Source organism: Paenibacillus sp. 1781tsa1, from assembly GCF_024159265.1.
Classification (GTDB): domain Bacteria; phylum Bacillota; class Bacilli; order Paenibacillales; family Paenibacillaceae; genus Paenibacillus.
Genome location: NZ_JAMYWY010000001.1, coordinates 4,589,009 through 4,614,777, shown reverse-complemented (window position 1 = coordinate 4,614,777; position 25,769 = coordinate 4,589,009). Strand labels below are relative to the sequence as shown.

Here is a 25,769-nt window from a genome sequence, read left to right as displayed (position 1 = left end):
TGTATTTCGGGTCCCTTTTTTTTGTCGATATAATTTCGTACCTGACTGGAAGAGAACAAGCATATACTGTTATAACTCCGTACTTCAGGAAAGAATGAATAGGACGGGATAGCTTGACAAGTAGGGTCAGGTTACCTATAATTCTTTCAGTAATGTTTACGATTAAGAGATGCGGAGTGAATCATAATGACATTTTATAAAATGCAACATCAAGTTCCGGATAACCGGACAAGGAAGACGAGCAAAAGAGGCAACATGAAGTTACTGTGGACGGGTTTTCTTATTCTCAGTTTACTGGTATTGTCTGCGTGTGGGCAGGATAACTCCAATAGTGCGACGATTGTGGAAGGTAAGGTAAACGTTGTGACGACATTTTATCCTGTATATGCTTTTACGGCTGCAATTGGTGGTGAAGATGCCAATGTCATTAACCTGCTGCCAACAGGAGTAGAACCACATGACTGGACTCCAAAAAGTCAGGATATTGTTAATACGTCCAAGGCACAGCTGTTTTTCTATAATGGAGCTGGACTGGAAGGATGGGTGCCGAATTTCCTGAAGTCGCTGAATAGCGATACAAAGGTGAAGTCTGTTGCCGTCAGCGAAGGTGTGAAGCTGTTGACCGCTGAGGGTGACGATGGGCACGGTCACGGCGAAGAGCATGAAGACGAACATGCAGATGAGGCTACCAGTGAAGAAGATGTCGCTGATCATCATATTGATCCACATACGTGGGTTAGTCCGAAATCTGCTATGATCATGGCTGAAAACATCAAAAACAGTCTGGTCGAGGCAGATCCTGATCACACAGCAGGTTACGAACAACGTTATGAAGAGCTTCGTACCAAGCTTGAGACGCTGGATCAGCATTTTACAGATGAATTGGCTAAAGTGCCAAACAAGGAAATTGTTGTCTCGCACCAAGCGTTCGGCTACCTTGCGCGTGATTATGGACTATCCCAGCATGCCATTATGGGACTTTCCCCGGATGCTGAACCGACAGGGCAGGATATTGTGAAACTTGCGAAACTGGTTAAAGATGAAGGCATTAAGTACATTTTCTTCGAAGAGCTGGTATCTGACAAATTGGCGAAAACACTGGCAAGTGAAGCAGGAGTGGAGACCATGGTCCTTAATCCGGTTGAGGGATTGACCAAGGAGCAGGCAACCAACGGGGATGATTATTTCACCCTGATGGAGAAAAATTTGCAAAATCTGCTGATCGCATTAAAATAAGATAGAATGAAGGATTCAGATCAAAGAGTCTTTACCGTTTGCGGTGAAGGCTCTTAGGACGCTATGCAATCCTTATATATAATGAAGGGCGGCTTTGCCATGCAGCAAATCATGCCACTATGTCATGATCCAATTATAGAGATCGAGAAACTATCATTTTCCTATGGGGATCAGCGAGTGATTGAGAATCTCGATTTTATGGCCCAGGAACGGGACTTTGTCGGGATTATCGGTTCCAATGGGGCGGGTAAAACGACATTGCTGCGTATGCTGGTAGGACTTCTTCCTCCTGCGCAGGGAGATATCAAACTATTCGGACAGTCGATTCGCAGGTTCAAGGACTGGGACCGAATTGGATATGTGCCACAAAAGAATGCATTTAACCCGTTATTCCCTGCGACCGTTCGTGAAGTGGTCATGTCCGGTTTGTACAATAACAAAAACATGTTCCGTCGTATGTCTCGCAAATGTCAGCAACAATGTACGGATGCGATGCAGGTTATGCGGATTGAAGATCTGGCGAATAAACGAATTGGTCAATTGTCCGGTGGACAGCAGCAGCGTGTATTTTTGGCACGAGCGCTTATCAATCACCCGGATCTGTTGATTCTGGATGAACCCACAGTAGGTATTGATGCTGAATCACAGGCGAGTTTCTTTGAACTGATTACCCATATGCATGAACATCACCGCATGACTTTTCTGATGGTGTCTCATGATATGGATCGGATGGAGAGTTATCTGGGTTCTGAAGCTGCGGTAACGAATGGCAAAATTAATTTTCATGTCCGTCATTCGCATGAGGTACAGGATTGTGCTGAGACCAATCTGCAACATACCACTGCACAGGTACGCTAGCCGTATTTATGGCCCATTAGATTAGAGTAAGGCCGAAGGAGTCGTGTTTGTTTTGGAAATATTAATGAGTGATTTTTTTCAGCGTGCGCTGGCGGGTGGGTTGCTAATCGGCATTACCGCTCCGTTAATCGGACTGTTCCTGGTCTTGCGGCGGTTATCCATGATCGGAGACACCTTGTCTCATGTGACCATTGCCGGGGTTGCACTTGGATTCCTGATTGAAGTATATCCCATTGCGGTAGGCTTGATATTTGCCGTGCTGGCTTCATTTGCGATAGAGAAATTGCGCAAAGCGTACAAGAGTTACGCCGAATTATCGATTGCCATTATCATGTCGGGTGGCGTGGCTCTTGCATCCTTGTTCTTCACGCTGGGCAAAGGATATAATGCAGATGTCATGAGTTATTTGTTCGGCAGTATATATACCTTAGACGCTACGGATCTGAAGCTGGTAGGTGTGGTTACGCTGATCGTGGTGATTGTAGTGGCATTGTTACATAAGGAATTTTTCCTGCTCAGCTTTGAGGAAGATGCAGCAGCGGTTACAGGATTGCCTGTGAGAATTCTGAACATGTTAATTACTGTGATGACAGCACTCGTTATTAGTACGGCGATCAAGATTGTCGGTGCACTTCTGGTGTCAGCGCTATTGACCATTCCAGTAGCGGTCAGCCTGTTGATGGCCCGAAGTTTCAAATCCGCGATAATTCTGTCCGTCGTGATCGGTGAAATTGCCGTAGTCCTTGGACTGGTTGTTGCAGGCATCTGGAACCTCGCACCTGGAGCAACGATCGTATTATTGCTGATCATGATGCTGATTCTGACGATGATTGGAAAAAAAGGGTTCCGAGCCTGACGACTGAACGAGCAAGCACGTGAGCCCGGGGAAGGGAGACATCCGCTTCATGCCTGATGTTAATGTATGGATGGCTTTTGTAGCAGGTTTGGTCTCATTTATATCACCTTGTTGTCTTCCACTGTACCCGTCATACCTCTCCTACATTACAGGAATGACGGTGCAACAATTGAAGGATGACCGCAATCAGCGAGAAGTCCGCTTTAAGACCATGACGCACACGCTGGCGTTTATTCTGGGCTTCTCGGCTGTGTTTTATTCATTGGGCCTGGGTGCTGGACTGTTTGGCCAATTCTTCAATGATAACCGCGAACTGATTCGGCAATTGTCTGCGATTTTGATTATGCTTATGGGCTTATTTTTGCTAGGTGTGTTCAAGCCGCAGTTTCTAATGAAGGAACGAAAGCTGGATATGAAGTGGAAACCAGCTGGTTATCTGGGCTCTTTCATATTTGGTATCGGTTTCTCAGCAGGATGGTCGCCTTGTATTGGGCCCATTCTAACAGCGATTATTGCAATGGCTGCGAGTGAGCCCACAACCTGGCTGGCACTAATTACAGGTTATACTGCGGGGTTTGCCATCCCGTTCTTCATTTTGGCGTTTTTCATTGGTTCGACACGCTGGATCTTACGGTATTCCAATGTTATGATGAAAATCGGGGGAGCATTGATGCTATTCCTTGGAATATTGCTTTTTACAGACCAGATGACAAAGATTACAATCTGGTTGCAGCAGATTACACCAGACTGGATGATTATTTAAACGGATTAAGTGAAATTAGATTTTTTATTATGCATGATAAAGCAGGCTACATGTTAACCAGAGTTACTCTGGGTCATGTAACCTGCTTTTTAATCGTTTGGTAGGAATGCTTATACAAGCATCACTATTCGTGCAGGGCAGTACCGTTTTTTCGTTTAGGTGAAGTAATCAATATTGGCTAGTGGAAAATGTTCAAAGATCCGTTCCGTAATGAATTCGCGTAGCGCATCTTGCTGGTCATCTTTATACACATACTTGTACTGGCCCCAGCGGCCCCATTTCATCTTGCGTTTCTCGATATCCATCTCCAGCTTGGTTTTAGGATAACGCTTTTCAATGGTCGCTTTGGCCGTTTTGGTAAAACGGTGCTGGATCATTTCAAACGTAAGATCCTTGGTTGCTTCCTCTGGAAGCGTATCTGCCAGCTTCTGCAACAACTCGGAATATCCTTCTTCCCAGCCCTCATACCACATAATAGGAGCGATAATGAAGCCGAGAGGGTAACCTGCGTGTGCAATTTTGCCAGCAGCTTCTATGCGTTCCTCAAATCTGGAGGTAGCCGGTTCAAAGTTTTTGATGACATAATCCGAATTGACACTAAACCGGATACGGGTGTGGCCGTTATGCTTAATGTTCAGCAGAGGATCAACGTGATGATATTTGGTTACGAAGCGCAAGCGTCCGTATTCTTCATCTGCCATAAAACGGATCAAGTCACTTAAATTCTCCGTGATATGCTCGAGTCCTACGGGATCAGACGTACAGGCGGCTTCAAATCGTGTGATTTCTGGCGCGCGTTCTTCGATGTATCCTTTTGCAGCCTGAATGATCTCCTCGGTATTGACGTAGACGCGGACATAAGGTTTGGCACCAAGTGTAGTTTGAAGATAACAATAATGGCAGTGTCCCATACAGCCTGTAGAGATAGGGATGGCATATTCCGCTGAAGGTTTCGACTGGTCGAACTTGAGTGTTTTGCGCACACCAACGACCAGAGTACGCTTCGCCATCCGGTACTTTTCTTGTTCGGTTTCACCTGGCAGATTCGTGATCCGGTTATGCGATGTGGTCATCTGATAAGGGATGTTTTTGGAAGTCACCCACTCCATAATACGTTTACCTTTATCATATTCCAGCGCACCGGGTTCAAAGTACACCAAATCGGGAATAAAGGGTTTAGTACCTTTTGCTTTGCGAACTGGCGGTTGAGCTACACTTGTACTCACGAAATCACTCCTTTCGATGCGGAACTTTAATTAGTTTGCCTCGTACGGTGAAAAGTCACGCCTGCCAATTACTTGTGTACCGTGCGCTGCGAAATGTGCAGGACTTGCCAATGCGTATTGATAACATGTATCATTATAAGATAGGGACCAGGCACGAATAGGGGCCGGTCAGAGAGAAAAGAGGGAAGCAGATGCCAACGCCCAGTATGGAAGATTATTTGGAGCGTATATACAAATTAATTGATGAAAAGGGCTATGCTCGTGTGTCTGATATAGCTGAAGGACTGGAAGTGCATCCTTCATCGGTGACGAAGATGATCCAAAAGCTGGACAAAGACGAGTACCTGATCTATGAGAAGTACCGCGGACTGGTGCTTACGCCAAAAGGCAAAAAGATGGGCAAACGTTTGATGGAGCGCCATCATCTGCTTGAACAATTTTTAACAACGATTGGTGTTCAGGAAGAAAATATCTACAATGATGTGGAAGGCATTGAACATCACCTAAGCTGGGACTCCATTACATGTATTGAGTCCTTGGTTGAATACTTCCGTCAGGATGAGAGTCGGTTACGTGACCTCAAAAATCTTCAGGACGTCATGAGTAATACGGAGTCTTGAGTTCCAGCAGTACATTAAACAAAGTAATATACAATGAATTTGTATCCTGTGATCAAAGGATGCTTCTTGCCGTTTTAATGGCAGGAAGCATTTTTTTGTTTGGTTTGACACCATAATTTGGTGATTTTTCGCAACTAAACGGACGGTAGGAGCGTCTATTAAACTAGTAGAATTTACCGCAAATTTATAATGATTTTGGAGGACTGCACTAATGAATGTTCGTAAAGGATTGATGCTGCTGCTCATTTTTGTACTTGGATTACAGACAGCAGGCATGACGGCACAAGCAGCCGGACAGAAGGAGATTGCTATTTTTCTGGACGGCAACCGCTTGGAATCAGATGTATCACCATACATCTTACCCAAGTTAAATGTAACGATGGTACCTCTGCGTGTCATTAGTGAAGGACTGGGTGCATCTGTTCTATGGTCTCAAGCTACTCGTACCGTGACCATCCAGAAGTCCGATTCGGTCATCACGATGACGAGTGGACGCCAACAGGCGACCGTGGATAACGCTGTAGTTGGTCTGGATGCATCGGTAGAATTGAAACAGGGTCGGGTAATGGTACCCATTCGATTTGTCAGTGAGAACCTTGGCATTCGGGTGAATTGGAACCAATCAGCCCAGACCATTGATTTGTACACAGGAGACGTTTCAACACCGACACCTGAACCAACTCCGGTAACCCCGGCAGAGCCTGGAGGCACAGGCACTGTACCGGCATCTGAAGAGATGCGGGGAGCATGGATCTCTACTGTGAATGGAGACTGGCCTTCATCCGGGGCGAAGGGAAATGTAGAGAAGCAAAAGCAGGAATACACGAAACAGCTTGATACATTACAAGGGATGGGCATTAACGCCGTATTTGTCCAAGTGAGAGCCAACGGGGATGCCATCTATCCTTCAGGTCTGGTACCTTGGAACAGTGTGCTGACAGGGACACAGGGTAAAGATCCAGGTTATGATCCCCTCGCCTTTATGATTGAGGAAGCTCACAAGCGGGGCCTGGAGTTCCATGCCTGGTTTAATCCGTTTAGAGCGACCAACTCAGCGAGTACAACGAACCTGGCTGCAAACCACATCTCCAAGCTTCATCCCGACTGGATTGTGAATGCATCCGGTAAAATGTACATCAACCCGGGCATCCCGGAAGCCAGACAGCATATTATCGATACGATCATGGAAGTGGTCAATCAATATGATATTGATGGTGTACACCTGGATGATTATTTCTATCCATCGAATGTGACTTTTAATGATGATGCAGCCTTCAAAACCTATAACACATTGAATACCAAAGACCGTGCTGAATGGCGTCGGGACAATATTAATCAGTTCGTCAAGCAGCTCGGACAGAGCATTCACAGGGAGAAAGCTAACGTTGAATATGGGATTAGTCCATTTGGTGTATGGCGTAACAAATCCGTTGATCTGACTGGCTCTGATACCAAAGCGGGAGTAACCGCGTATGACAGCATGAATGCAGATGTTCGGACTTGGATTAATCAGGAATGGATCGACTATGTTGCCCCTCAGGTGTATTGGAGCATGACCCTGAGTGCTGCACGTTACGACAAAGTCGTAGACTGGTGGGCGAATGAAGTGGCTAATACAAATGTGAAATTGTATATCGGCCACTCTCCTTATAAGTTAGGTACACCGGAGATTGGCTGGCAGACATCACAGGAGATCATCGATCAGTTGAACTACAACAAAAAGTATGGTTCGATCAAAGGAGATATTTTCTTTAGTTCACAACACCTGACGAAGAATCCTCTCGGCATAATTGCCAAATTAAAAGCGTACTATGGTCTCTAAAACATTTTAACGATACAGTTATAAGACAAACCCTTGTTCTCATAGAGTGGCAGTAGAAACGTGGCTGCCTGGAGAACGGGGGTTTTGTTGTGTTAATTAACGCGGTGTTTGAAGGTGGAGGCGTCAAAGGCATCTCGCTTGCGGGTGCTGTGCAGGGTGCTCAAGATTGTGGCATTCAGTTCAATCGGGTGGCTGGCACATCATCCGGCTCTATTGTAGCTGCTCTGCTAGCGGCGGGTTACCGGGCCGAAGAGATGAAAGTCATTATCGAGAATACACCCTTTGTTTCATTGCTGCGTCGTTCCCCCATATTTAATACCCGATGGATCGGACCCGCAGCAAGGCTGTTCTTGAAGAAAGGACTGTACTCAGGAGAAGCGCTAGAATCATGGATTCGTAAGATGCTGGAGCAAAAAGGAATTCGCACATTCGCCGACTTGCCGCAAGGCAAGTTGCTTATTACCGCATCGGACATATCCAATGGGACCATCCTGGTGTTGCCGGACGATATTCGGCGGTTCGGCATTGATCCTGCCAAGCTGGATGTTGCAAAAGCGGTACGCATGAGTTGCAGTATTCCGTATTTTTTCGATCCGGTTGTCATACGTAAATCGCCAGTATTCTCCAAAGGACTTCCTTTTCAAGATCAGTTCGTGTATGTAGTGGATGGTGGACTGCTTAGTAATTTTCCGCTGTGGCTCTTCGATGGTGATCGTTCGGAACGAGGGGGAGATGTTATTCCGGTTGTCGGGTTCAAAATGGTGGGCAAGACGGAAGTGGAACCTGCTCGGATCAAAGGACCGCTAAGCATGCTTCAGGCCCTTGTGGAGACGATGCTCACAGCACATGATGAACGCTACATCGAACAGATTAACCGGTTTCGTACCGTGAAGATACCAACGCTTGGGATTAAACCGACGCAATTTCATTTATCGTTACAGGACAGCACGGCCTTATATCGTTCGGGTGTTACCGCAGGGAGCGAATTTTTCAACGGGTGGAATATGAAAATGTATGATGAACAGCTGGACAAACAAAGAAAAGAATTGCGCAAGAAACAAGCAGAAGCTCCGCCTCTGATTCCTGTATAAACGTGAAAAAAGCAATTCTCCGCATTGGGAGAACTGCTTTTTTGTATATTCAGTAACTTTTAGTGAAATTTCGGTATATCTTCATCGCTTTTACCCTTTTGTCCCTGAATTACCTGGAAAGGATAATCCTTGCGTTTCTTTGAAGAGCCGCTGCTCTTTCTGGCACTGGACTGTGCATTGACTTTCGCCATGGTTCGTGCCGATGGCTTAATCTTTGGTAATTTGGCTTTGCTTGCCCAGCGACGAGGCGGATATTTGTACAGCAGGAATACAGCTCCGAACACGACCAGAGGAATAATGATCCTGGATGGACTAGCATTTCCCAGCCAAGTCAAGACTCCAACAGCAGCTAGTGCAATGAACGTCCAAAATAAGATTGCCTGCTTGTTCATATCATTCACCCTTTCACAGGATCGAGTGTTGCAACAGGTACTTCTGATGTAGCAGAGACATTGGCAAGCTTGGCATCCAACTCACGCATACGGTTAAACGAAGCAATGGATACTTCTACCTGTTCGTTGGTCGGTTCTTTTGTTGTTAGCAATTGCAGCCACAATCCCGGATAGCCGAGATAACGCAGTACAGGAATATCGCGTACCGAATTCGTGAGCTTTAACAGTTCAAAAGAAATGCCTAGCACAACTGGCAATAACAACAGACGCTGACCCATCCGCTCCCAGAGGTTATCGTACGTGAAGAGAGAGTATAGAAACACGCCAATAATGACAGTCAACATAATGAAGCTGCTTCCGCAGCGGTAGTGCAAACGGCTGTACTTTTGCACGTTCTCCGGTGTCAGTTCTTCACCAGCTTCATGTGCGCTGATTACTTTGTGTTCCGCTCCATGATACTGGAAGAGACGTTTAATCATCGGCGTCTGTGAGATTAACCACAGATAGGCGAGTAACAGGATCAGCTTAATGCCGCCTTCCAGTAAATTATGCAAAAACTGATTGTCGAATGCATTTTTGAATAGAAAATTCTCGATAACAACAGGAAGCAACGTGAGCACAACTTTACCAAAAAGGAATGAAAGGATGGCTACGGCGGTTACACCAATGATCATGCTAAGGCTCCAGCCCGAACCTTCTTTCTCTTTTTGCTTGGCTTTCTCTTCCGGTTCCAGTTCATCATCAGCATAGGCGTCAGCAGAATAATTGAGATGTCTGCTACCTTTGACACTTGAATCTATAATGCTGACAATTCCGCGTAATAAAGGAATCCGCCGCAATTTCGTGACCCAGGACTTGTCTTGCTTGGGAACTTCCAGATACGTAATTTCGCCGTCTTTTCTACGAACAGCTGTAACGTTGACATGTTTCCCACCGAACATTACGCCTTCAATGACAGCTTGCCCCCCATAGCTGACAGGCTTGGATTGTTGAGGCAAATTATTCACCTTCCTATTCTGTTCTAGGCCTTCGCAAACAAAGGCAGTTTAATAACCCTATTGTATCGAATTTTAAGACCAATTTCTAGTTTGTGAGTCAAACCTTGAAGGATGTTGTTAAGATTGTCCTGTTTTGAACATACTACCTCGTAGAATCAGACAGGAAATTCGGGCATAATCCGGGATTATCAACTGAATGAAGGAGAATATCGATGACAGAACGTAAGCATGAAGATACATCACCTCCTGAAGGTCAACGACCTAAAGAACGGCAGCTAAAAGACAGGGGCAGGCGCCCTACCCAGAGGCAAGATCAAGCGCACTACTATACCAAGCCATTTTCCTTTGCATTGGAGCTTGGTTTCTTTGCAGGTCTAATCTGGGGAGGGTTACACTGGCTATTCTACCTGCTGCATTTTACGATTGTGCCTGTAGGATTTCTCGCAGAGCCTTTTTTCAAACATCAATATATATATACCGCAGCAGGGCATTTGACAGGCTGGCTGTTTTTTATTGTCTTTTCCGTCCTGGCTTCCTTGCTCTACACGTTCACGATTAGAAAATTGAAAGGGCCGTTACCCGGCATGGTGTATGGAATTGTCTGGTGGCTGATTCTCTTTGTACTGGTCGGACCAAAACTGGGGATGATGAAGCCTTTGAAAGGTTTAACATGGGATTCCATCATCACGGAACTCTGCTTCTTTTTGCTATGGGGGCTGTTCATTGGATACACGGTAGCCATGGAGTACACGGATGAACGCAAACGCGAGCCAGAGGAAGCGGGGGCATAGCGCAAAAAAGCTTCTCAATCCGGCAATGCCTGTGTTAAAATAGCAGATGGTTATTTGCAGAGAGGGTGGAGCAGCGATGAAACGAATTATTGTGATCAATGGTCCGAACCTGAACATGCTTGGCGTACGCGAGCCAGGCATCTATGGAACGCTTAGTCTGAAGGATATTGAGGACAAAATTCGCAGACAGGCTGATGAACTTGGCGTCTCCATCGCTTTTTATCAATCGAACCATGAAGGGGATATCATTGACCGTATTCATGCAGCGATGGGTGAAGCAGACGGACTGATATTGAATGCCGGAGCATTTACTCATTATAGCTATGCTATACGTGATGCAATCAATGCTGTAAAAGTCCCTACAGTGGAAGTACATCTATCCAACATTCATGCACGCGAAGCGTTCAGACATCATTCAGTAATTGCAACGGAAACAATCGGGCAGATTGCCGGATTTGGTGAAGTAAGCTATGAACTGGGATTGCTGGCTCTTGTGCGTCATCTGGACAAACAAACCTGAGCCGGGAACCCGGGAATGTGAGAGAAAGAAGGGTTACCGATGGAAAACAAACGAGTTAATAAATTGCGTGAAGCCATGCGTGAGCGTGAACTCAGAGCAATGCTGATTACAAACCCGATTAACCGTCGTTATATGACGGGTTTTACAGGATCGGCGGGATATGTGCTGATTACGGAACAGGATGCTTTCTTGTTGACTGATTTCCGTTACATGGCTCAAGCGCCTCAGCAAGCCAAAGGATTCACCGTTGTGGAGCACGGAGCTAAGCCGATGGATACGGTGCGCGAACTGCTTTCATCCGCGAATATCAAAGAAGTAGGCTTCGAGCAGGATAGTGTTACATTCGGCACGCACTCGGCTTATGCTGAAGCACTTCAGTCTATTGAACTGAAAGCTGTATCCGGGATCGTGGAACAACTTCGCATGTTCAAGGATGTAGACGAGATCGCGGTCATGCAGAGAGCAGCAGATCTGGCGGATGCCACGTTCAGCCACGTTTTACAGTTTGCAAAACCAGGCATGACGGAGCGTGAAGTGGATCTGGAGATGGAGTTTTTCATGCGCAAACATGGAGCAACGTCCTCTTCGTTTGACACCATTGTAGCATCGGGTGAACGTTCTGCTATGCCTCACGGTGTAGCGAGCAGCAAGGTCATCGGGCAAAATGAGTTAATTACATTTGACTTTGGTGCACTATTGGACGGATACTGTTCAGATCTGACACGTACCATTGCTACAGGTACACCTGTACCTGAACTGCGCAAAATTTATGACATTGTACTGGAAGCTCAGTTACATACGCTGGAGAACCTGAAACCGGGCATGACCGGACGGGAAGCAGATGCATTGGCTCGTGATATCATTGCAGGTCACGGATACGGAGATCAATTCGGACACAGCACAGGCCACGGTCTGGGTATGGAAGTTCATGAAGCTCCTCGCTTGTCCAAGCTTAGCGACGATGTATTGAAACCGGGTATGGTTGTTACCGTTGAACCGGGTATATATATTGACGGACTTGGCGGCGTGCGTATCGAGGATGACGTAGTGATTACCGAGACGGGTATTCATATTCTCACGAAGTCGGACAAGAAGTTCACCGTAATCGGCTAAATTACAGCCACAAGGGATATAAGACGATTTTTAATGTGTTATTTAAATTGAAAATATGAAATTCACCTTAACGGAGAGTGCGGAACCAATCTGAAGAAGCGAAGCGTTCGCCTTTATCACCGGATTTTCCCATCAATAATGGGATCAAAAAATCTGGGGATAACAGCGATCGGAGGATGGTACTGCAATCGAAGTGAACGAGGTGGCCTTTCTTGGATTCATTTTACATATAACATTAACCCATCGTCTTATATCACCTACTTTTCAACCATATCAGGAGGGATTTTTTGTGATTTCAGTAAACGATTTTAAAACAGGCTTGACCGTGCAAGTAGACAACGATATCTATACCGTGCTTGATTTCCAACACGTTAAACCAGGTAAAGGTGCTGCTTTCGTACGTTCCAAATTGAAAAACCTGCGTAATGGTAACACGGTTGAAAAAACATTCCGTGCAGGCGAAACCATTGGCCGTGCCATCATCGAAAACCGTGGCGTATCCTACTTGTATGCGAGCGGTACAGAGCACACGTTCATGGATAACGAAACTTATGATCAGTTCACATTGACTAGTGATCAACTGGAATGGGAATTGAACTTCCTGAAAGAAAACATGGTCGTTAAAATCGTTAGCTACCAAGGTGAAATCCTCGGAATCGACTTGCCAACAAGCGTTGAGTTGAAAGTCATCGAGACTGAGCCAAGTGTTAAAGGTAACACTGCACAAGGCGCTACCAAAAATGCAAAAGTGGAAACAGGCTTGAACGTACAGGTTCCTTTGTTCATTAACGAAGGTGACGTTCTCCTGATTGACACACGTGAAGGCAAATACTCTTCCCGTGCGTAACTTTCACAAGCTGTAAGCTAATAAACGGTATTAACAACCCTTTGCCATTCCTTTGGCAGAGGGTTTTTTTCGAAAAAAGATTAGCCTATCAGGCGCTTTCGTAATATACTGGGTTAAAGTCATTTCTCGTAGAGAATAATGACGATGGACATCAATTATGCATACTGCACAAGGTAGGGAGTGGATTTGCGTTGTCATTGTACGTCATGAAATTTGGGGGCAGCTCGGTCGGAGATACAGAACGCATGAAGCGTGTAGCCGGACGTGTTGTAGAAAAAGCGGATGAAGGACATCGGTGTGTAGTCGTGGTTTCGGCCATGGGGGATACAACAGATGATTTGATTGATCAGGCAAAACAACTGAATAGTGAGCTGCCTGCTCGTGAGATGGATATGCTCTTAACCACAGGAGAACAGATTTCGATCTCTTTGTTATCCATGGCTATTCAAGCGCTTGGGCGCAAGGCAGTATCGTTTACAGGCTGGCAAGCGGGTTTCCGTACAGAGCCGGTTCACGGAAAAGCACGTATTCATGATATTCATCCAGACCGTGTGAATGCAGCACTTGCTGAGGGCAACATTGTTATTGTTGCAGGATTCCAGGGCATGACGGAAGACGGCGAGATCACAACATTGGGTCGTGGTGGTTCGGATACAACAGCGGTAGCGCTGGCCGCAGCAATCAAGGCTGATGCGTGTGAGATCTATACGGATGTAGACGGAATATATTCTACGGACCCGCGGATCGTTAAGGTTGCGCGCAAGCTGAAGGAAATATCGTATGACGAAATGCTGGAACTCGCTAATTTGGGGGCAGCGGTACTGCATCCGCGTGCAGTAGAGTACGCGAAGCATTCCGGTGTACCTTTGATTGTAAGATCCAGCTTTAACCATAATGAAGGAACGGTTGTGAAGGAGGAAGCAGCAATGGAACAAGGCGTAGTGGTTAGTGGTATTGCCTATGACAAAAATGTGGCTCGCATCAGTATTCTGGGTGTGCCGGATGTACCAGGAGTTCTGGCCGAAGTATTTGGTGCACTTGCGTCCAATCAGCTGGATGTGGACATTATCGTTCAGAGCGGAGTGATGGATGGCAAAGCGGACTTCTCGTTCTCTGTGGCGCTGTCTGATCGTGAGAACGCATTACGTGTCATTGAAGGCCTTCACAGCCGTTTGCCTTACCGTGAAGTCACATCAGAGGAGAACCTCGTTAAAATCTCCATTGTTGGCGCAGGCATGGTCAGTCATCCGGGAGTTGCTGCGAAGATGTTCAAAGTCATTTCCGCTGAAGGCGTGAGCATCAAAATGGTGAGCACTTCCGAGATCAAAGTATCTTGTGTTATTGACGGAGATAAGCTGCATGACGTCATCAAGGCATTGCATACAGCATATGATCTCGACACTGCCGAGCAAGCCGTTATCGGCGGACCTCAAGATCGCAGATAAGGTGTTTCTGTGTATGGAAATTAGCAAAGGTGAACAGTTGCCAACGGGCATCTGTCCACCTTTTTTTGTTTTTCTCATAGTAATTCTCACATCAACTTGAACATCTTCCCCCCGCGTATGCCTCTGTATGGTTGCATGCGGTTCCCCTCCCCCATCTCGGGAACGCAATCCAGCAGGTTTAATTGAGAACAATACGAAATATCATGAACTCTGCCTAACTTTTCAAGCCTCCGCCCACTAACAGATCTTTGCACCAGATCCGGAATGCTCTCCTGACTTTGGGATACGGCTTGATGAAGCACTGTGCCGAGATCGTTTAGTTGGAGGGGAGAACAGGATTGACGGTGCAGTTCGTCAATGATACATCCAGCACACAAGCCGTCCTCCAAAGCAAATTCATCCTGGTTCCCCGCACATAACAGCAATACATCCCGTTGAAGTTCACATAGAACTGCCGCAACAGCCTGCACATTGAGGAATGAACCAGCGAATACATGTTTCCCCTTGGAAGCCTTGATCAAAGCTCGGGTACCATCGGTTGTGGTTAGAATAATGGTTTTATCTGCAATGCCTGCGGTCATATATTCATAGGGGGAATTCCCCACCTCAAATCCGGTGATTTTTTTGTCAAAACGCTCTCCGCCTCGAATGCAATCTTTCACTTCCATTTGTTTGGCTTGTGGAACCGTCTCTACGGCAATCACAGCCGAAGCGTCATACGCCAGAGCCGTAACAATTGTACTGGTCGTACACAATACATCAATGACAACTGCACTTCGCCCTGCAATATCAATGGTACGTACTTCATTCACATTGGCAACAACATCGACTCGCACTCCCCACAGCTCCTTTCTGTATCTGGGGATCGGTAGTTCTGTTTCGAACCGGAATGGAACTTACCTATCTGCAATTAATATATGCATGCACATCTAGACGGGTGCCTAGAACAGAAGGTGGATCTATGCTTTCAACTCTCAACCGTATTCTGAAGAATTGATAGATTTCAGCGTCATAAATTAAATGTACAGGCATAAACTTGAGATATGAACAAGCGCCAGAAGCGTGAACCAAATGATCTCAAGGTTGGAGGAGCCTACTCATGAAGGTGAACTGGAAGGAACTTTTTCCGGAACCGATCCGAACCATTCTCGGAAGGATGCCACCCGCTCTATTGGAACAAGTGGAGGAAGTACGTATTCGTGAAGGCAGACCCCTGGAGATTAATGCAGACAACACATACCACTTCCTGACACCTCAAGGTTGTCCGACCGGGAATCCTGAAGAAGCGTATGTCCCTCAGAAAGAAGTGACGCACAGGTTGCTGGATCTGATCAGTAATCATTCACTTTATACATTGGAAGAGGAACTGCGCAAAGGGTTTATCACCATACCTGGCGGACATCGAATCGGACTTGCTGGCCGGACGGTACTAAGCGGTGGGCGTGTCGAATACCTGCGCGACATCAACGGGTTTAACGTTCGGATAGCCCGTGAGGTACATGGAGTGGCTGATCGTATCCTTCCTTATCTTCTCGATATGAAGAGCGGACAGGTCCTGCACACGTTAATCCTTTCGCCACCACAACAAGGAAAGACGACATTGCTGCGAGATCTGGCGAGACAAATTAGCAGTGGTACAAAGCTTACAGGGGGCACTGAACTGGTTCAAGGCATACGTCCGCGTCTGAAAGTGGGCATTGTGGATGAAAGGTCCGAAATTGCTGGTAGCTACAAAGGAGTACCTGGCTTCGACGTAGGTCCCCGAACCGATGTGATGGACGGTTGTCCGAAGGCTGAGGGCATGATGATGATGCTTCGCTCCATGTCGCCCGATGTCCTGATTGTGGACGAGATCGGCCGTCCGGAGGATGCTGAGGCAGTGATGGAAGCCCTGCATGCAGGAGTCTCTGTAATCGCGACTGCTCATGGCCGTGACCTATCGGAGCTGTCGGCCAGACCCGCCCTCAGAACCTTAATTACAGAGCAGATGTTTCAACGATATGTCCAGCTGCAACGGACGAGCCGGGGCATGACCTTTCGGCTGGCTGATGGCAAAATGCGTGGGTTGCAGCAGAGCGGTGCAGGAGGTGAAGGCTTTGGTTAACATGCTTGGTGCGGTAATCATTCTGTTAGCCAGCACCCTCGCGGGTTTTTACAAGGCAAGACAGTATGCATTAAGACCGAGACAGTTGCGAGAACTCATTGCAGCCCTCCAGCGACTAATGACGGAGATTAACTATGGGCTCACTCCCCTTCCCGATGCCATGGGCAAGATGGGAGCCCAGACCAAAGAACCTGTTAAGACGCTGTTCCTTCATGCAGCCACACAGATGGAACCTCCCCATGGACTCACTGCTCGGGAAAGTCTGCAGTCAGGCGTGGATCTAGCATGGGGAAGATCGGCCATGAAGGCTGACGAGCGGGAAGTCATGCTGCAATTAAGCTTCAGCCTTGGCACAAGTGACCGTCAGGATCAGACCAAACATATATCGTTAGCCATTCAACAACTAATGCATGAGGAATCCCGTGCCCAGGCAGATCAAATGAAATATGAACGAATGAGCCGAAGCCTCGGGATGCTTGTCGGAGCGTTAATCGTCATTCTGATCTTCTGAAATAGCCGGGATAGTGAGGTGCCAAGGTCATGAATCTAGAAGTGAACGCAATCTTTCAAATTGCGGGTATCGGAATCATTATTGCCATGATTCACACGGTACTGAAACAAATGGGAAAGGAAGATATGGCTCACTGGGTGACCGTAATCGGATTTGTCGTTGTATTGTTCATGGTGGTCCGTATGCTGGACAGCCTGCTACAAGAGATCAAATCGATATTTCTTTTTCAATGAAAAACGGTCATAAAGCCGGATGGTGGTGACCTGTGGAAATTATACAAGTTGTAGGTTTGGCGCTCATTGCAACAGTACTCATTCTGGTCATTAAGGAACAGAAACCGATGTTTGCCTTTCTGATTGCAGCTGCGACCGGCATTGTCATCTTCATGTTGTTGATTGGCAAGATCGGTGCAGTTATCGAAGTGTTGAAGCGGCTTGCCGAGAATTCAGGCATGGAAAGCATTTATCTGAAAACGGTGCTGAAAATTATTGGCATAGCGTACATTGCTGAATTCGGCGCGCAGATTGTCAGGGATGCAGGTCAGGAGAGCATTGCTTCCAAGATTGAACTGGCTGGTAAGGTATTGATCCTTGTACTTGCTATACCGATCATCAGCATTATTATCGAAACCGTCATGAAGCTGATGCCGGTGTAGAAGGGGCGTGCGGACTTCATATGAAATCAATGCATCATAAGCCGCAGTGGCGCCTTACGGTTGTGCTGATGCTCTGTTTTCTGTTCGGTATCCTGGGACAGGTTACTGCAAGCGCACCTTCCGGTGAGTGGATGGAGCAGCAGGCGGATCAGCTTCCCAAGGATCAGGTGGAGAAATACTGGGATCAACTGATGCAACAATACGGTGGTTTCTTCCCGGATGGGAAGACCCCTTCCTTCATGGATATGTTAATCCCCGGCAATGAAGGGTTCAGCCTGAAATCGGTGTTTGTAGCCATAGGAACCTTCATGCTGCATGAAATCTTATATAATGGCAAGCTTCTGGTGACGATTGTGATGTTAAGCGTGCTCAGCATGATTCTGGAGACTCTTCAGACCGCATTTGAGAAAAATAATATTAGCAAAATCGCTTATTCCATCTGTTATATGGTCATCATCATCATTGCAATCAACAGCTTCAGTGTGGCGATTGGATACGCCAAGGATGCCATTACCGGCATGATCAACTTCATGATGGCCATGGTTCCCTTGTTATTCACACTGCTCGCGTCTATGGGTAATGTCATCACCGTCTCCGTGACACATCCACTCATCATTTTCATGATTCATCTGGTGAGTACATTGATTCACTTGCTGGTATTCCCGCTACTCTTCTTCTCAGCTGTTCTGCATCTCGTCAGTTCATTGTCTGACAAGTACAAGCTGACACAGCTGGCAGACCTCCTGCGCAATATTAGTGTGGCACTGCTGGGTATCCTGCTGACGATGTTTTTGGGTGTGATCTCGGTTCAGGGGGCATCGGGCTCCGTAGCGGATGGAGTCAGCCTGAAGGCCGCCAAGTACATCGCAGGAAACTTTGTCCCTGTCGTGGGCAGAACATTTGCGGATGCGACGGATACGGTCATTACAGCTTCTCTACTTGTCAAAAATGCAATTGGACTCACTGGGGTAATCATCATTTTGTTTCTATGTGCCTTTCCGGCACTTAAGATCCTGGCTCTTGCCTTGATATACAACGTAACCGGAGCCATTATGCAACCGCTAGGAGACACTCCGATTGTAGGATGCCTGCAGGCCATCGGCAAGAGCATGATTTACGTATTTGCGGCGCTCGCAGCCGTCGGGCTGATGTTTTTCCTGGCAATTACCATCCTGCTGACCGCGGGGAATCTGACTGTCATGATGCGCTGAATGTATGTTGGCAAGAAAGGGGATGGAAAGGATGGGGTGGCTGAGCAACTGGCTCCAGGAATTGATAATGATCGTTCTGCTGGCGACTTTCGTGGATATGTTATTGCCGAATCGATCCATGGAACGTTATGTCAAGCTTGTGCTGAGCCTTCTCATCCTGCTGACCCTTTTATCACCCATAACCAAGCTGCTCAAAAGTGATCCGGTTGGCGAACTGAAACGAGCAATGTCGGCAATGGATGCTCCATCGGATGGGAATGCAACACTCGAACAGATTTTGGCTCAGGGCAAGCGGCTGCAAGCGGGTGAACAGGAACAATCCCTGCAATGGACAGCGAAAGAACTGGCTAATGTCATGAAAGGCCAGATTGAAGAAACAACAGGAGCGAGGGTTCGATCCGTAGAGGTACAGCTAGCAATGAGTAAATATGAAACCGAGATGGAAGCTGCCTCATCCGTCGAACTGCCTGTGATCCAGCGTGTGTTGGTCGAGATGGCAGGAGAGGATGCAGGAAGCGAAGTGAAGGCTACGCAGCAAGAAGTCGCTGCAAATACAGAACCCATATTCGGAACAGACACAGCAACCGACAAGGCTGAATCATCTCAAATACAGCAGCCCATCCAGATCGGTCAGGTTGAAGTGCCTGATGTACAGATTGATGTGAGTAACGGGCAACGTGATGGAAATGAAGCGTCTTCCGAGCCTGTTATACGTGATCAGGCAGATGAGACTAAGCAGCAAGGTGAGACATCCACAAGGTCCGAACATGCGGTACAGATTATTACATTGCTGTCTGATAAGTGGGATGTTGATGCAAACAAAATACAAGTGAAAGAACCGAAAAGTGCTGAAGTTCTGTGAGAAGGAGGGTGTCCGATGAAACAATGGTTTAGAAAGATGGAGACCTGGATGGGGGGCGGAGAGGGTGGGGCAAGGCGGAGTCAAACCTTCCGCTGGCTGATTATCCTTGGGTTGATCGGGGTGGGAATCATGCTGTTCAACTCCTTCGTCAATGTCAAAAAAATTGATTCCGAAAATATCGGTCGGGAACCACCGGACCCGGCAACATCCATGGCATCCATACAGAGTGATCCGTCCGAACAGAATCCTTTTCAGGCGATCGAAATTGCATTTGAAGACAAAATCAAAGGTGTGTTGGAAAACATTGTTGGTGTGGGGACGGTTGATGTGATGGTTACCGTGGATTCCACAGAAGAACTGGTCGTTCAGCGGAACGTGAAGGATTCTCAGCAACTTACCGAAGAAACGGATGCCAGCGGGGGCAAACGACATATGACGCAATATACCCGTGATGGCGAGATTATTACGTACGAAATATCAGGGGATCAGACACCTATAGTAACCAAAAAGCTCAAACCGCAGATCCGTGGTGTGCTTGTGGTGGCGAGGGGTGCAGAGAACAAGGTTGTGAAGGACCTGATAACCGATGCTGTAGAAAAAGGACTGAATGTGGCAGCCTACCGGATCTCGGTTGTACCGCGCAAACAAGACTAATTTGATTTGTTGAATCACAAGATTCAATTCTCATAAGATTGAAGCCAATTTGAGGAGGAAGTTCTAATGAATAACAAACGTCAAACGGTATGGCTCGTTTCCATGCTGAGTCTGATGGTCATTTTGTCCGCGTATTATCTGTTCACTGAAGATTCCGGTCCAATCAACGCGCCGGTGGCTGACAGTCAGCAAGTCGATGGAATCAAGCAAGGGGAAGCGAAGGAGACGGCAGGCATTCTTGATCCTACAGAAGGATTGGTTGTGAATGAAGTAGTAAGTAGCGGCGAAGTTGAAAGTGATCCAAGTCCGGCTGGCGCTGTGGAAGAACCGGCGGCTACGGAAGGCAAAGAAGCTGGAAATACAGAGAAAACACCTGCTGCCGAGCCGGGAGAGAATAAGGGTGAAGCAGGCAAAGAGACCGACAAAGGGGCAGCAACCACACCGGAGACAGATGGTCAGGCTGGGGGCACTGCAACCAAGACTGATGAGGAAGTCCTCAAGGAGATGGAAGAGCAGAATACGACAGCATCTGCGAGCAGCCAGTTCCAGAACTACCAATGGCAGCGTGAAGAGAGCAACAATCGCAAGTATGAGGAACTGATGACTGTGGCAGGCGACTTGAGTAAAACACCAGAGGAGAATGCTAAAGCAACGGAGCAGCTCCGTACACTGGAAGAAAAAGAAGCCAAAATCACAGGCATTGAGGAGACTCTCTCCCAACAGTTTGCCAATGCGATCGTTCAAGAAGACGCAGACAAGTATAAAGTTGTGGTCCTTAGTGACAAACTGGATGTAAAACAGGCGGTATCCATTGTCGATCTGGTAATGAAAGAATTGGCCGTTTCACAGAACAAAATCAGCGTGCAATACGTTACAGAGCAGTAATCCAAATCATGGAAAAGCAGTCCCGGGAGCTGGTTCCACTCTCGGGCTCTTTCCATTTTTAATGATTATGATATAATACATAAAGCCATATGACCGTCCTAGTGAGACTGGCATGATGCCGAAGGAGTGAATAATGGAAATGTTTAAATTGAGTGAAATTAAAGAACTGATTAAACTGGTAGATGAAAGTTCCGTTCAAGAGTTGGAAATTGAAAATGAAGGATCACGGTTATCGATCCGCAAACCGGGCAAAACGGAGTATGTTCAAGCAGCTGCTGTGCAACCGCAAATGATCGCTGCTCCGCAAGTACAGCCGGCAGCAGTGGTAAGTGAAGCTGCACCGCAGGTCGATACTACAAGTCATTTACATAAAATTGTATCTCCGATGGTAGGTACTTTTTACAGAGCTTCCTCGCCGGAATCGGGTCCTTTTGTGAGCGCAGGTGATAAAGTTGTTGAGAAAACAACGGTATGTATCATCGAAGCCATGAAGCTGATGAACGAGCTTGATGCTGACATCAAGGGAGAAATCGTTGAAGTGCTGGTTGAGAACGGACAGCTGGTCGAGTATGGGCAGCCCCTTTTCCTGGTGAAACCGGAATAACCGTTATAGCTGGTTAACAGCTAACCGCATGAGCTTCGAAGGAGGACAAAACGAAATGAAATTTCAAAAAATACTGATTGCGAACCGTGGAGAGATTGCGGTACGTATTATTCGTGCCTGCCGCGAAATCGGCATCTCAACGGTAGCCGTCTATTCGGAAGCGGACAAGGATTCTCTGCATGTTCGTCTTGCAGATGAGGCTTACTGTATCGGACCGACACTGTCCAAGGACAGTTATTTGAACTTCACTAACCTGATGAGTGTAGCTACGCTGACGGAATGTGATGCAATCCACCCTGGATACGGTTTTTTGGCGGAGAATGCTGACTTTGCAGAAATTTGTGAGTCTTGCAATATTACGTTTATTGGACCTTCTCCTGAGGCCATCACCAAAATGGGTGACAAGGCAGTTGCCAAACAGACGATGAAAGATGCTGGAGTGCCTGTTATTCCTGGTTCAGACGGCCTCGTTGAAAATATGGATGAAGCCATCATGATTGCTAGAGATATCGGATATCCTATCATTATCAAAGCTACTGCTGGTGGCGGAGGTAAGGGAATTCGTATTGCCGAAGATGAAGAGACGCTGATTAAGCAAATTACCGCTGCTCAGCAGGAAGCGCAAAAGGCATTTGGTAATGCAGGTGTGTATCTGGAGAAATTCCTGACAGGCATGAAACACGTGGAAATTCAGATCATTGCCGATAAACACGGAAATGCAGCACATTTGGGAGAGCGTGATTGCTCGGTTCAGCGTCGTCGCCAGAAATTGGTAGAAGAAGCTCCGTGTCCGATTCTCTCCGAAGATGTGCGCACACTGATGGGCGAAGCCGCAGTACGGGCAGCCCTTGCTGTGGATTACTCGGGTGCTGGCACATTGGAGTTCCTGCTCAGCCCGAATGGCGAATTCTATTTCATGGAGATGAATACACGTATTCAGGTAGAGCACCCGGTAACTGAGATGGTTACTGGCGTGGATCTGATCCGTGAGATGATCTCGGTCGCTGAAGGCAATCCACTTTCATTCCGTCAGGAAGACGTGGTTATCAATGGCTGGGCTATTGAATGTCGTATCAATGCCGAAGATCCGGACCGTAACTTTATGCCATCACCAGGCAAAATCGGATTCTACCTTGCACCGGGAGGCCCTGGTGTTCGTGTAGATAGTGCTGCTTATCCTGGTTATACCATTTCACCTTTCTACGACTCCATGATCGCGAAATTGATTGTGTGGGGAGCGAATCGTGAAGAGGCGATTGCAAAGATGAAGCGTGCGCTTGGGGAATTTGCGATTGAAGGCATCTCTACAACTATTCCTTTCCATCAGAAATTGCTGGAGCACCCAACGTTCATTCGTGGTGACTTTGATATCAAATTTCTTGAGGAAAACGAGATTTAAAAGGTATATTGGGCTTGTTTGTCATAATGTAGCCCAAATGATATAGTATGTAATAATAAGAGCGCATGTCTCCTGCAAAGGATAAGCCCGCATCTCGCGGATGTTTGCAGGAGTTCCGGTAAAGCCGGACCGGAAGGGTTCTGAAGGTTGTCTAACCTGAGTCCAGCGCCCTGACGGATGGCCGCAAACTTATCTCGCGAAAGGTGTGTTGAACAGTTATGAGTACACTACCGACTGAATTTGAACGAACGGATATCGGTGAAATCCAGATCGCACCTGAAGTTATTGAAGTGATTGCCGGATTGGCAACCCTTGAAGTGAAAGGTGTTGCAGGCATGAGTGGTGGATTCGCTGGCGGATTTGCTGAATTGCTTGGTCGCAAAAACCTTTCCAAAGGTGTTAAAGTTGAAGTGGGCCAACGTGAAGCTGCAGTTGATGTTTCCGTAATTATTGAGTACGGGTACCGTCTGCCACAAGTGGCTACGGAGATTCAACAGAACGTGAAACGTTCCATTGAGAACATGACAGGATTGAATGTGAATGAAGTGAATGTGCACATTCATGACGTTCAGTTCAAGACCACCGAGAAAGTGGAAGAGATCGACCTGAACAGTCAGCGCGTAAAATAAAAGAAGACAGATTCCCCCGGCATCTTCTGCCGGGGGTTATCCCCGTCTTGGACAGGTCTTCATTATAGCGAAAGCTAAAATGACGATCTGATTTTTGCTAGTGAACAGGTTAAGTCATGTTAGTGAGCAAGGGAGGCTGTGCAGTTCGTGGCTAAAATACTGGATCGGCTTCTGTTGTTTATATACAGCATAAGCGTTGGAGCAATATCGGCAGCCGTCATTCTTCTGATCAGCGGTGTGCTGCCTTACGAATTGAATTATCAGCAGGAACAAAACGTTATTGTTGCGTCGGTTATTGCAGCAGCGATTTTGTTTATCCTGAGTTTGCGGTTTTTCTACATCTCGGTTCGGCGTGAGCGTGCATCGTTGCCGTCTGTAGATCAACGTACTGAGTTTGGTGATGTACAGATTTCGATGGAGACGATTGAGAATCTCTGTTTGAAGGCGACTTCCCGTTTCCGGGGAGTACGTGATGTCAAGGCACGCATACGCGTGGTTGAGTCAGGACTGGAGATTATGATTCGTGCAGTAGTGGATGGTGAGACACCTATTCCTGCGCTGACTTCTGATCTGCAAAAGGCGATACATGATCATGTACAAGAGATTACGGGCATCCCGGTTTCTTTTGTCACGGTGTATATCGCGAATGTAACCCAGTCGCCTAACTACAAGAGTCGAGTGGAATGAGGTGAGTTTCACTGATGCTGTGGAAAGAGATTTGGGATAGTCACAGAGGCCGAATTACCGGAATTATCGGCGGCATCTTTTTTGGATTTCTTTATGTATGGATCGGTTTTTGGGATATGTTGTTCTTTGCACTCTTGGTGTTCATCGGTTATACGTTAGGCAGACGAAGCGATTCGAAGCTGGGTTCGTCCATTCCCTGGAGGGAGTGGGGACAATGGCTGGGTGATCGCTGGCGTCCGTTTAAGTGACCTACCTGAACCCTGCAATATGTTTCTTCCGAAAATAGAGCTGTAGTTTAGGTTGCCCGTTTTTTGGAGGAAACGTATTGCAGGTTTTTTTGTGAAAAGGGATAACAATAACAATACCGTGGAAGCCATCGACTAATCACTTGAGGGATTTGATGAGATGGTTGCATGGATTATAAAATAAGCATGATGACGCTCCAGACGGAGCGCTGCAGGAGGCAGGACATGAAAAGACGTTTGGCAAGGGAAATTGCAGTACAAAGTCTGTATCAGATGGAAATGAATGAGGTGGGTGCAGCAGAAGCTGTAAACATGTTGATCAATGAAGCTGCTGAAGATAATGAAACCGAAGTGGTTATTCGCGATGCAGATGTAATGCGTACTTATGTTACTGAGATTGTACAAGGAGCTTGGAACAATAAGGAAGCGATCGACGGATTGCTCGTGGATTATTTGAAAGGTTGGCAGATCAGCCGTCTGTCGCGTGTAGATCGCCAGATTCTACGACTGTCTACGTATGAAATGGTGTTCCGTGATGACATTCCGGCAAAAGTATCCGTCAATGAAGCGATTGAACTGTCCAAATATTTTGGTACAGAAGAATCCGGTAAATTCGTCAATGGTGTACTTGGACGCATGATTCAGGAAGTTGACGCGATTAAAGCAAAATTATCTTAAGTTAAGATTAATTATAGTGTGTGTTCAAAAAGACCGGTTTTCAGTATCCTTCGTAATCAAAAGCGGG

Annotated in this window: 30 protein-coding genes; 26 read left to right on the top strand and 4 right to left on the bottom strand. The window is 46.8% G+C overall.

The genetic code is table 11. The features are described 5' to 3' along the window. Positions 1-186 precede the first annotated feature (186 nt). The 4 genes from NKT06_RS20860 to NKT06_RS20845 all read left to right on the top strand — a co-directional run bounded on the left by NKT06_RS20860 (position 187) and on the right by NKT06_RS20845 (position 3,713). Positions 187-1,236, top strand: a complete 1,050-nt coding sequence (locus NKT06_RS20860; RefSeq protein ID WP_483311581.1) for a metal ABC transporter substrate-binding protein — start codon at positions 187-189, stop codon at positions 1,234-1,236. A 99-nt stretch (positions 1,237-1,335) separates the two neighbouring features. After that, positions 1,336-2,094 (top strand): metal ABC transporter ATP-binding protein, encoded by a 759-nt coding sequence (locus tag NKT06_RS20855; protein ID WP_091018152.1) that lies wholly within the window; start codon positions 1,336-1,338, stop codon positions 2,092-2,094. A gap of 52 nt (positions 2,095-2,146) precedes the next feature. Continuing rightward, positions 2,147-2,950 carry a metal ABC transporter permease gene (locus NKT06_RS20850; RefSeq protein ID WP_017687569.1) on the top strand — a complete coding sequence of 268 codons (804 nt, stop codon included), beginning with the start codon at positions 2,147-2,149 and terminating at the stop codon, positions 2,948-2,950. A gap of 49 nt (positions 2,951-2,999) precedes the next feature. Next, entirely contained in the window at positions 3,000-3,713 is a 714-nt protein-coding gene (locus tag NKT06_RS20845; RefSeq protein WP_253438843.1) for a cytochrome c biogenesis CcdA family protein, read from the top strand. A gap of 155 nt (positions 3,714-3,868) precedes the next feature. Here the strand turns inward: NKT06_RS20845 and splB are convergent, their stop codons facing one another. After that, entirely contained in the window at positions 3,869-4,939 is a 1,071-nt protein-coding gene (gene splB, locus NKT06_RS20840; protein ID WP_253438841.1) for a spore photoproduct lyase, read from the bottom strand. A gap of 191 nt (positions 4,940-5,130) precedes the next feature. Between splB and mntR the strand changes: the two genes are divergently transcribed. From mntR to NKT06_RS20825, 3 genes are all read left to right on the top strand, one after another. Then, positions 5,131-5,559, top strand: coding sequence for a transcriptional regulator MntR (mntR, locus tag NKT06_RS20835; RefSeq protein WP_062835284.1), 429 nt, complete (start codon positions 5,131-5,133; stop codon positions 5,557-5,559). Between the two features lie 211 nt (positions 5,560-5,770). Then, positions 5,771-7,381 carry a family 10 glycosylhydrolase gene (locus NKT06_RS20830; RefSeq protein WP_253438839.1) on the top strand — a complete coding sequence of 537 codons (1,611 nt, stop codon included), beginning with the start codon at positions 5,771-5,773 and terminating at the stop codon, positions 7,379-7,381. 89 nt (positions 7,382-7,470) lie between these two features. After that, positions 7,471-8,472, top strand: a complete 1,002-nt coding sequence (locus tag NKT06_RS20825; RefSeq protein ID WP_253438837.1) for a patatin-like phospholipase family protein — start codon at positions 7,471-7,473, stop codon at positions 8,470-8,472. A gap of 59 nt (positions 8,473-8,531) precedes the next feature. On the opposite strand, the gene NKT06_RS20820 is transcribed toward NKT06_RS20825, so the two are convergent. Together NKT06_RS20820 and NKT06_RS20815 are read right to left on the bottom strand one after the other, a co-directional pair. Then, positions 8,532-8,864 (bottom strand): hypothetical protein, encoded by a 333-nt coding sequence (locus NKT06_RS20820; protein ID WP_253438834.1) that lies wholly within the window; start codon positions 8,862-8,864, stop codon positions 8,532-8,534. 5 nt (positions 8,865-8,869) lie between these two features. Next, on the bottom strand, positions 8,870-9,862 hold the full coding sequence (locus tag NKT06_RS20815; RefSeq protein WP_062835280.1) for a DUF1385 domain-containing protein: 993 nt from the start codon (positions 9,860-9,862) through the stop codon (positions 8,870-8,872). Positions 9,863-10,074: 212 nt separating this feature from the next. Between NKT06_RS20815 and NKT06_RS20810 the strand changes: the two genes are divergently transcribed. The 5 genes from NKT06_RS20810 (at position 10,075) to NKT06_RS20790 (ending at position 14,578) form a co-directional block, all read left to right on the top strand. Further along, entirely contained in the window at positions 10,075-10,653 is a 579-nt protein-coding gene (locus tag NKT06_RS20810; protein WP_253438832.1) for a YqhR family membrane protein, read from the top strand. 76 nt (positions 10,654-10,729) lie between these two features. Then, the gene (gene aroQ, locus NKT06_RS20805; protein WP_253438830.1) at positions 10,730-11,173 is read left to right on the top strand and encodes a type II 3-dehydroquinate dehydratase; all 444 of its coding nucleotides are present in this window, start codon (positions 10,730-10,732) and stop codon (positions 11,171-11,173) included. A gap of 39 nt (positions 11,174-11,212) precedes the next feature. Further along, the gene (locus tag NKT06_RS20800) at positions 11,213-12,286 is read left to right on the top strand and encodes a M24 family metallopeptidase (RefSeq protein WP_253438828.1); all 1,074 of its coding nucleotides are present in this window, start codon (positions 11,213-11,215) and stop codon (positions 12,284-12,286) included. 289 nt (positions 12,287-12,575) lie between these two features. Then, on the top strand, positions 12,576-13,133 hold the full coding sequence (gene efp, locus NKT06_RS20795) for an elongation factor P (protein WP_017687580.1): 558 nt from the start codon (positions 12,576-12,578) through the stop codon (positions 13,131-13,133). A gap of 191 nt (positions 13,134-13,324) precedes the next feature. Continuing rightward, on the top strand, positions 13,325-14,578 hold the full coding sequence (locus NKT06_RS20790; protein ID WP_253438826.1) for an aspartate kinase: 1,254 nt from the start codon (positions 13,325-13,327) through the stop codon (positions 14,576-14,578). 86 nt (positions 14,579-14,664) lie between these two features. Here the strand turns inward: NKT06_RS20790 and NKT06_RS20785 are convergent, their stop codons facing one another. Beyond that, the gene (locus NKT06_RS20785) at positions 14,665-15,414 is read right to left on the bottom strand and encodes a 2-phosphosulfolactate phosphatase (protein WP_253438824.1); all 750 of its coding nucleotides are present in this window, start codon (positions 15,412-15,414) and stop codon (positions 14,665-14,667) included. A 263-nt stretch (positions 15,415-15,677) separates the two neighbouring features. Here NKT06_RS20785 and spoIIIAA point away from each other — a divergent pair, with 263 nt between their 5' ends. The 14 genes from spoIIIAA to nusB all read left to right on the top strand — a co-directional run bounded on the left by spoIIIAA (position 15,678) and on the right by nusB (position 25,702). Further along, entirely contained in the window at positions 15,678-16,682 is a 1,005-nt protein-coding gene (gene spoIIIAA / locus NKT06_RS20780; RefSeq protein ID WP_253438822.1) for a stage III sporulation protein AA, read from the top strand. Next, on the top strand, positions 16,675-17,193 hold the full coding sequence (spoIIIAB, locus tag NKT06_RS20775; protein WP_145322639.1) for a stage III sporulation protein SpoIIIAB: 519 nt from the start codon (positions 16,675-16,677) through the stop codon (positions 17,191-17,193). Before spoIIIAA ends, spoIIIAB begins: the two co-directional genes overlap by 8 nt. A gap of 29 nt (positions 17,194-17,222) precedes the next feature. Next, positions 17,223-17,426 (top strand): stage III sporulation protein AC, encoded by a 204-nt coding sequence (gene spoIIIAC, locus NKT06_RS20770; RefSeq protein ID WP_017687585.1) that lies wholly within the window; start codon positions 17,223-17,225, stop codon positions 17,424-17,426. A 32-nt stretch (positions 17,427-17,458) separates the two neighbouring features. After that, positions 17,459-17,848 (top strand): stage III sporulation protein AD, encoded by a 390-nt coding sequence (spoIIIAD, locus tag NKT06_RS20765; RefSeq protein WP_017687586.1) that lies wholly within the window; start codon positions 17,459-17,461, stop codon positions 17,846-17,848. Positions 17,849-17,868: 20 nt separating this feature from the next. Beyond that, positions 17,869-19,059: a stage III sporulation protein AE gene (gene spoIIIAE, locus NKT06_RS20760; protein ID WP_253438819.1), complete on the top strand. Its 1,191-nt coding sequence runs from the start codon at positions 17,869-17,871 to the stop codon at positions 19,057-19,059. 31 nt (positions 19,060-19,090) lie between these two features. Continuing rightward, complete coding sequence (gene spoIIIAF / locus NKT06_RS20755; RefSeq protein ID WP_253438817.1) at positions 19,091-19,921, top strand: stage III sporulation protein AF; 831 nt, start codon at positions 19,091-19,093, stop codon at positions 19,919-19,921. A 15-nt stretch (positions 19,922-19,936) separates the two neighbouring features. Next, positions 19,937-20,575 carry a stage III sporulation protein AG gene (gene spoIIIAG / locus NKT06_RS20750; protein WP_253438815.1) on the top strand — a complete coding sequence of 213 codons (639 nt, stop codon included), beginning with the start codon at positions 19,937-19,939 and terminating at the stop codon, positions 20,573-20,575. 66 nt (positions 20,576-20,641) lie between these two features. Then, positions 20,642-21,460: a SpoIIIAH-like family protein gene (locus tag NKT06_RS20745; RefSeq protein ID WP_253438813.1), complete on the top strand. Its 819-nt coding sequence runs from the start codon at positions 20,642-20,644 to the stop codon at positions 21,458-21,460. Positions 21,461-21,599: 139 nt separating this feature from the next. Continuing rightward, positions 21,600-22,064 carry an acetyl-CoA carboxylase biotin carboxyl carrier protein gene (gene accB, locus NKT06_RS20740; protein WP_253438811.1) on the top strand — a complete coding sequence of 155 codons (465 nt, stop codon included), beginning with the start codon at positions 21,600-21,602 and terminating at the stop codon, positions 22,062-22,064. Between the two features lie 55 nt (positions 22,065-22,119). Continuing rightward, positions 22,120-23,463, top strand: a complete 1,344-nt coding sequence (accC, locus tag NKT06_RS20735) for an acetyl-CoA carboxylase biotin carboxylase subunit (RefSeq protein ID WP_249913463.1) — start codon at positions 22,120-22,122, stop codon at positions 23,461-23,463. A 218-nt stretch (positions 23,464-23,681) separates the two neighbouring features. Further along, entirely contained in the window at positions 23,682-24,092 is a 411-nt protein-coding gene (locus NKT06_RS20730) for an Asp23/Gls24 family envelope stress response protein (protein WP_253438809.1), read from the top strand. Positions 24,093-24,239: 147 nt separating this feature from the next. Next, entirely contained in the window at positions 24,240-24,779 is a 540-nt protein-coding gene (gene amaP, locus NKT06_RS20725; protein ID WP_017687594.1) for an alkaline shock response membrane anchor protein AmaP, read from the top strand. A 14-nt stretch (positions 24,780-24,793) separates the two neighbouring features. After that, complete coding sequence (locus NKT06_RS20720; RefSeq protein ID WP_017687595.1) at positions 24,794-25,027, top strand: DUF2273 domain-containing protein; 234 nt, start codon at positions 24,794-24,796, stop codon at positions 25,025-25,027. Positions 25,028-25,249: 222 nt separating this feature from the next. Further along, positions 25,250-25,702, top strand: a complete 453-nt coding sequence (gene nusB / locus NKT06_RS20715) for a transcription antitermination factor NusB (RefSeq protein WP_017687596.1) — start codon at positions 25,250-25,252, stop codon at positions 25,700-25,702. Positions 25,703-25,769: the final 67 nt, after the last annotated feature.

Coding starts and splice junctions, on each gene's coding strand:
- NKT06_RS20860 (WP_483311581.1), top strand. CDS start 187: ATGACATTTTATAAAATGCAACATCAAGTTCCGGATAACCGGACAAGG.
- NKT06_RS20855 (WP_091018152.1), top strand. CDS start 1,336: ATGCAGCAAATCATGCCACTATGTCATGATCCAATTATAGAGATCGAG.
- NKT06_RS20845 (WP_253438843.1), top strand. CDS start 3,000: ATGCCTGATGTTAATGTATGGATGGCTTTTGTAGCAGGTTTGGTCTCA.
- mntR (WP_062835284.1), top strand. CDS start 5,131: ATGCCAACGCCCAGTATGGAAGATTATTTGGAGCGTATATACAAATTA.
- NKT06_RS20830 (WP_253438839.1), top strand. CDS start 5,771: ATGAATGTTCGTAAAGGATTGATGCTGCTGCTCATTTTTGTACTTGGA.
- NKT06_RS20820 (WP_253438834.1), bottom strand. CDS start 8,864: ATGAACAAGCAGGCAATCTTATTTTGGACGTTCATTGCACTAGCTGCT.
- NKT06_RS20810 (WP_253438832.1), top strand. CDS start 10,075: ATGACAGAACGTAAGCATGAAGATACATCACCTCCTGAAGGTCAACGA.
- aroQ (WP_253438830.1), top strand. CDS start 10,730: ATGAAACGAATTATTGTGATCAATGGTCCGAACCTGAACATGCTTGGC.
- NKT06_RS20800 (WP_253438828.1), top strand. CDS start 11,213: ATGGAAAACAAACGAGTTAATAAATTGCGTGAAGCCATGCGTGAGCGT.
- spoIIIAA (WP_253438822.1), top strand. CDS start 15,678: ATGAAGGTGAACTGGAAGGAACTTTTTCCGGAACCGATCCGAACCATT.
- spoIIIAC (WP_017687585.1), top strand. CDS start 17,223: ATGAATCTAGAAGTGAACGCAATCTTTCAAATTGCGGGTATCGGAATC.
- spoIIIAE (WP_253438819.1), top strand. CDS start 17,869: ATGAAATCAATGCATCATAAGCCGCAGTGGCGCCTTACGGTTGTGCTG.
- spoIIIAF (WP_253438817.1), top strand. CDS start 19,091: ATGGGGTGGCTGAGCAACTGGCTCCAGGAATTGATAATGATCGTTCTG.
- spoIIIAG (WP_253438815.1), top strand. CDS start 19,937: ATGAAACAATGGTTTAGAAAGATGGAGACCTGGATGGGGGGCGGAGAG.
- NKT06_RS20745 (WP_253438813.1), top strand. CDS start 20,642: ATGAATAACAAACGTCAAACGGTATGGCTCGTTTCCATGCTGAGTCTG.
- accB (WP_253438811.1), top strand. CDS start 21,600: ATGTTTAAATTGAGTGAAATTAAAGAACTGATTAAACTGGTAGATGAA.
- accC (WP_249913463.1), top strand. CDS start 22,120: ATGAAATTTCAAAAAATACTGATTGCGAACCGTGGAGAGATTGCGGTA.
- NKT06_RS20730 (WP_253438809.1), top strand. CDS start 23,682: ATGAGTACACTACCGACTGAATTTGAACGAACGGATATCGGTGAAATC.
- NKT06_RS20720 (WP_017687595.1), top strand. CDS start 24,794: ATGCTGTGGAAAGAGATTTGGGATAGTCACAGAGGCCGAATTACCGGA.
- nusB (WP_017687596.1), top strand. CDS start 25,250: ATGAAAAGACGTTTGGCAAGGGAAATTGCAGTACAAAGTCTGTATCAG.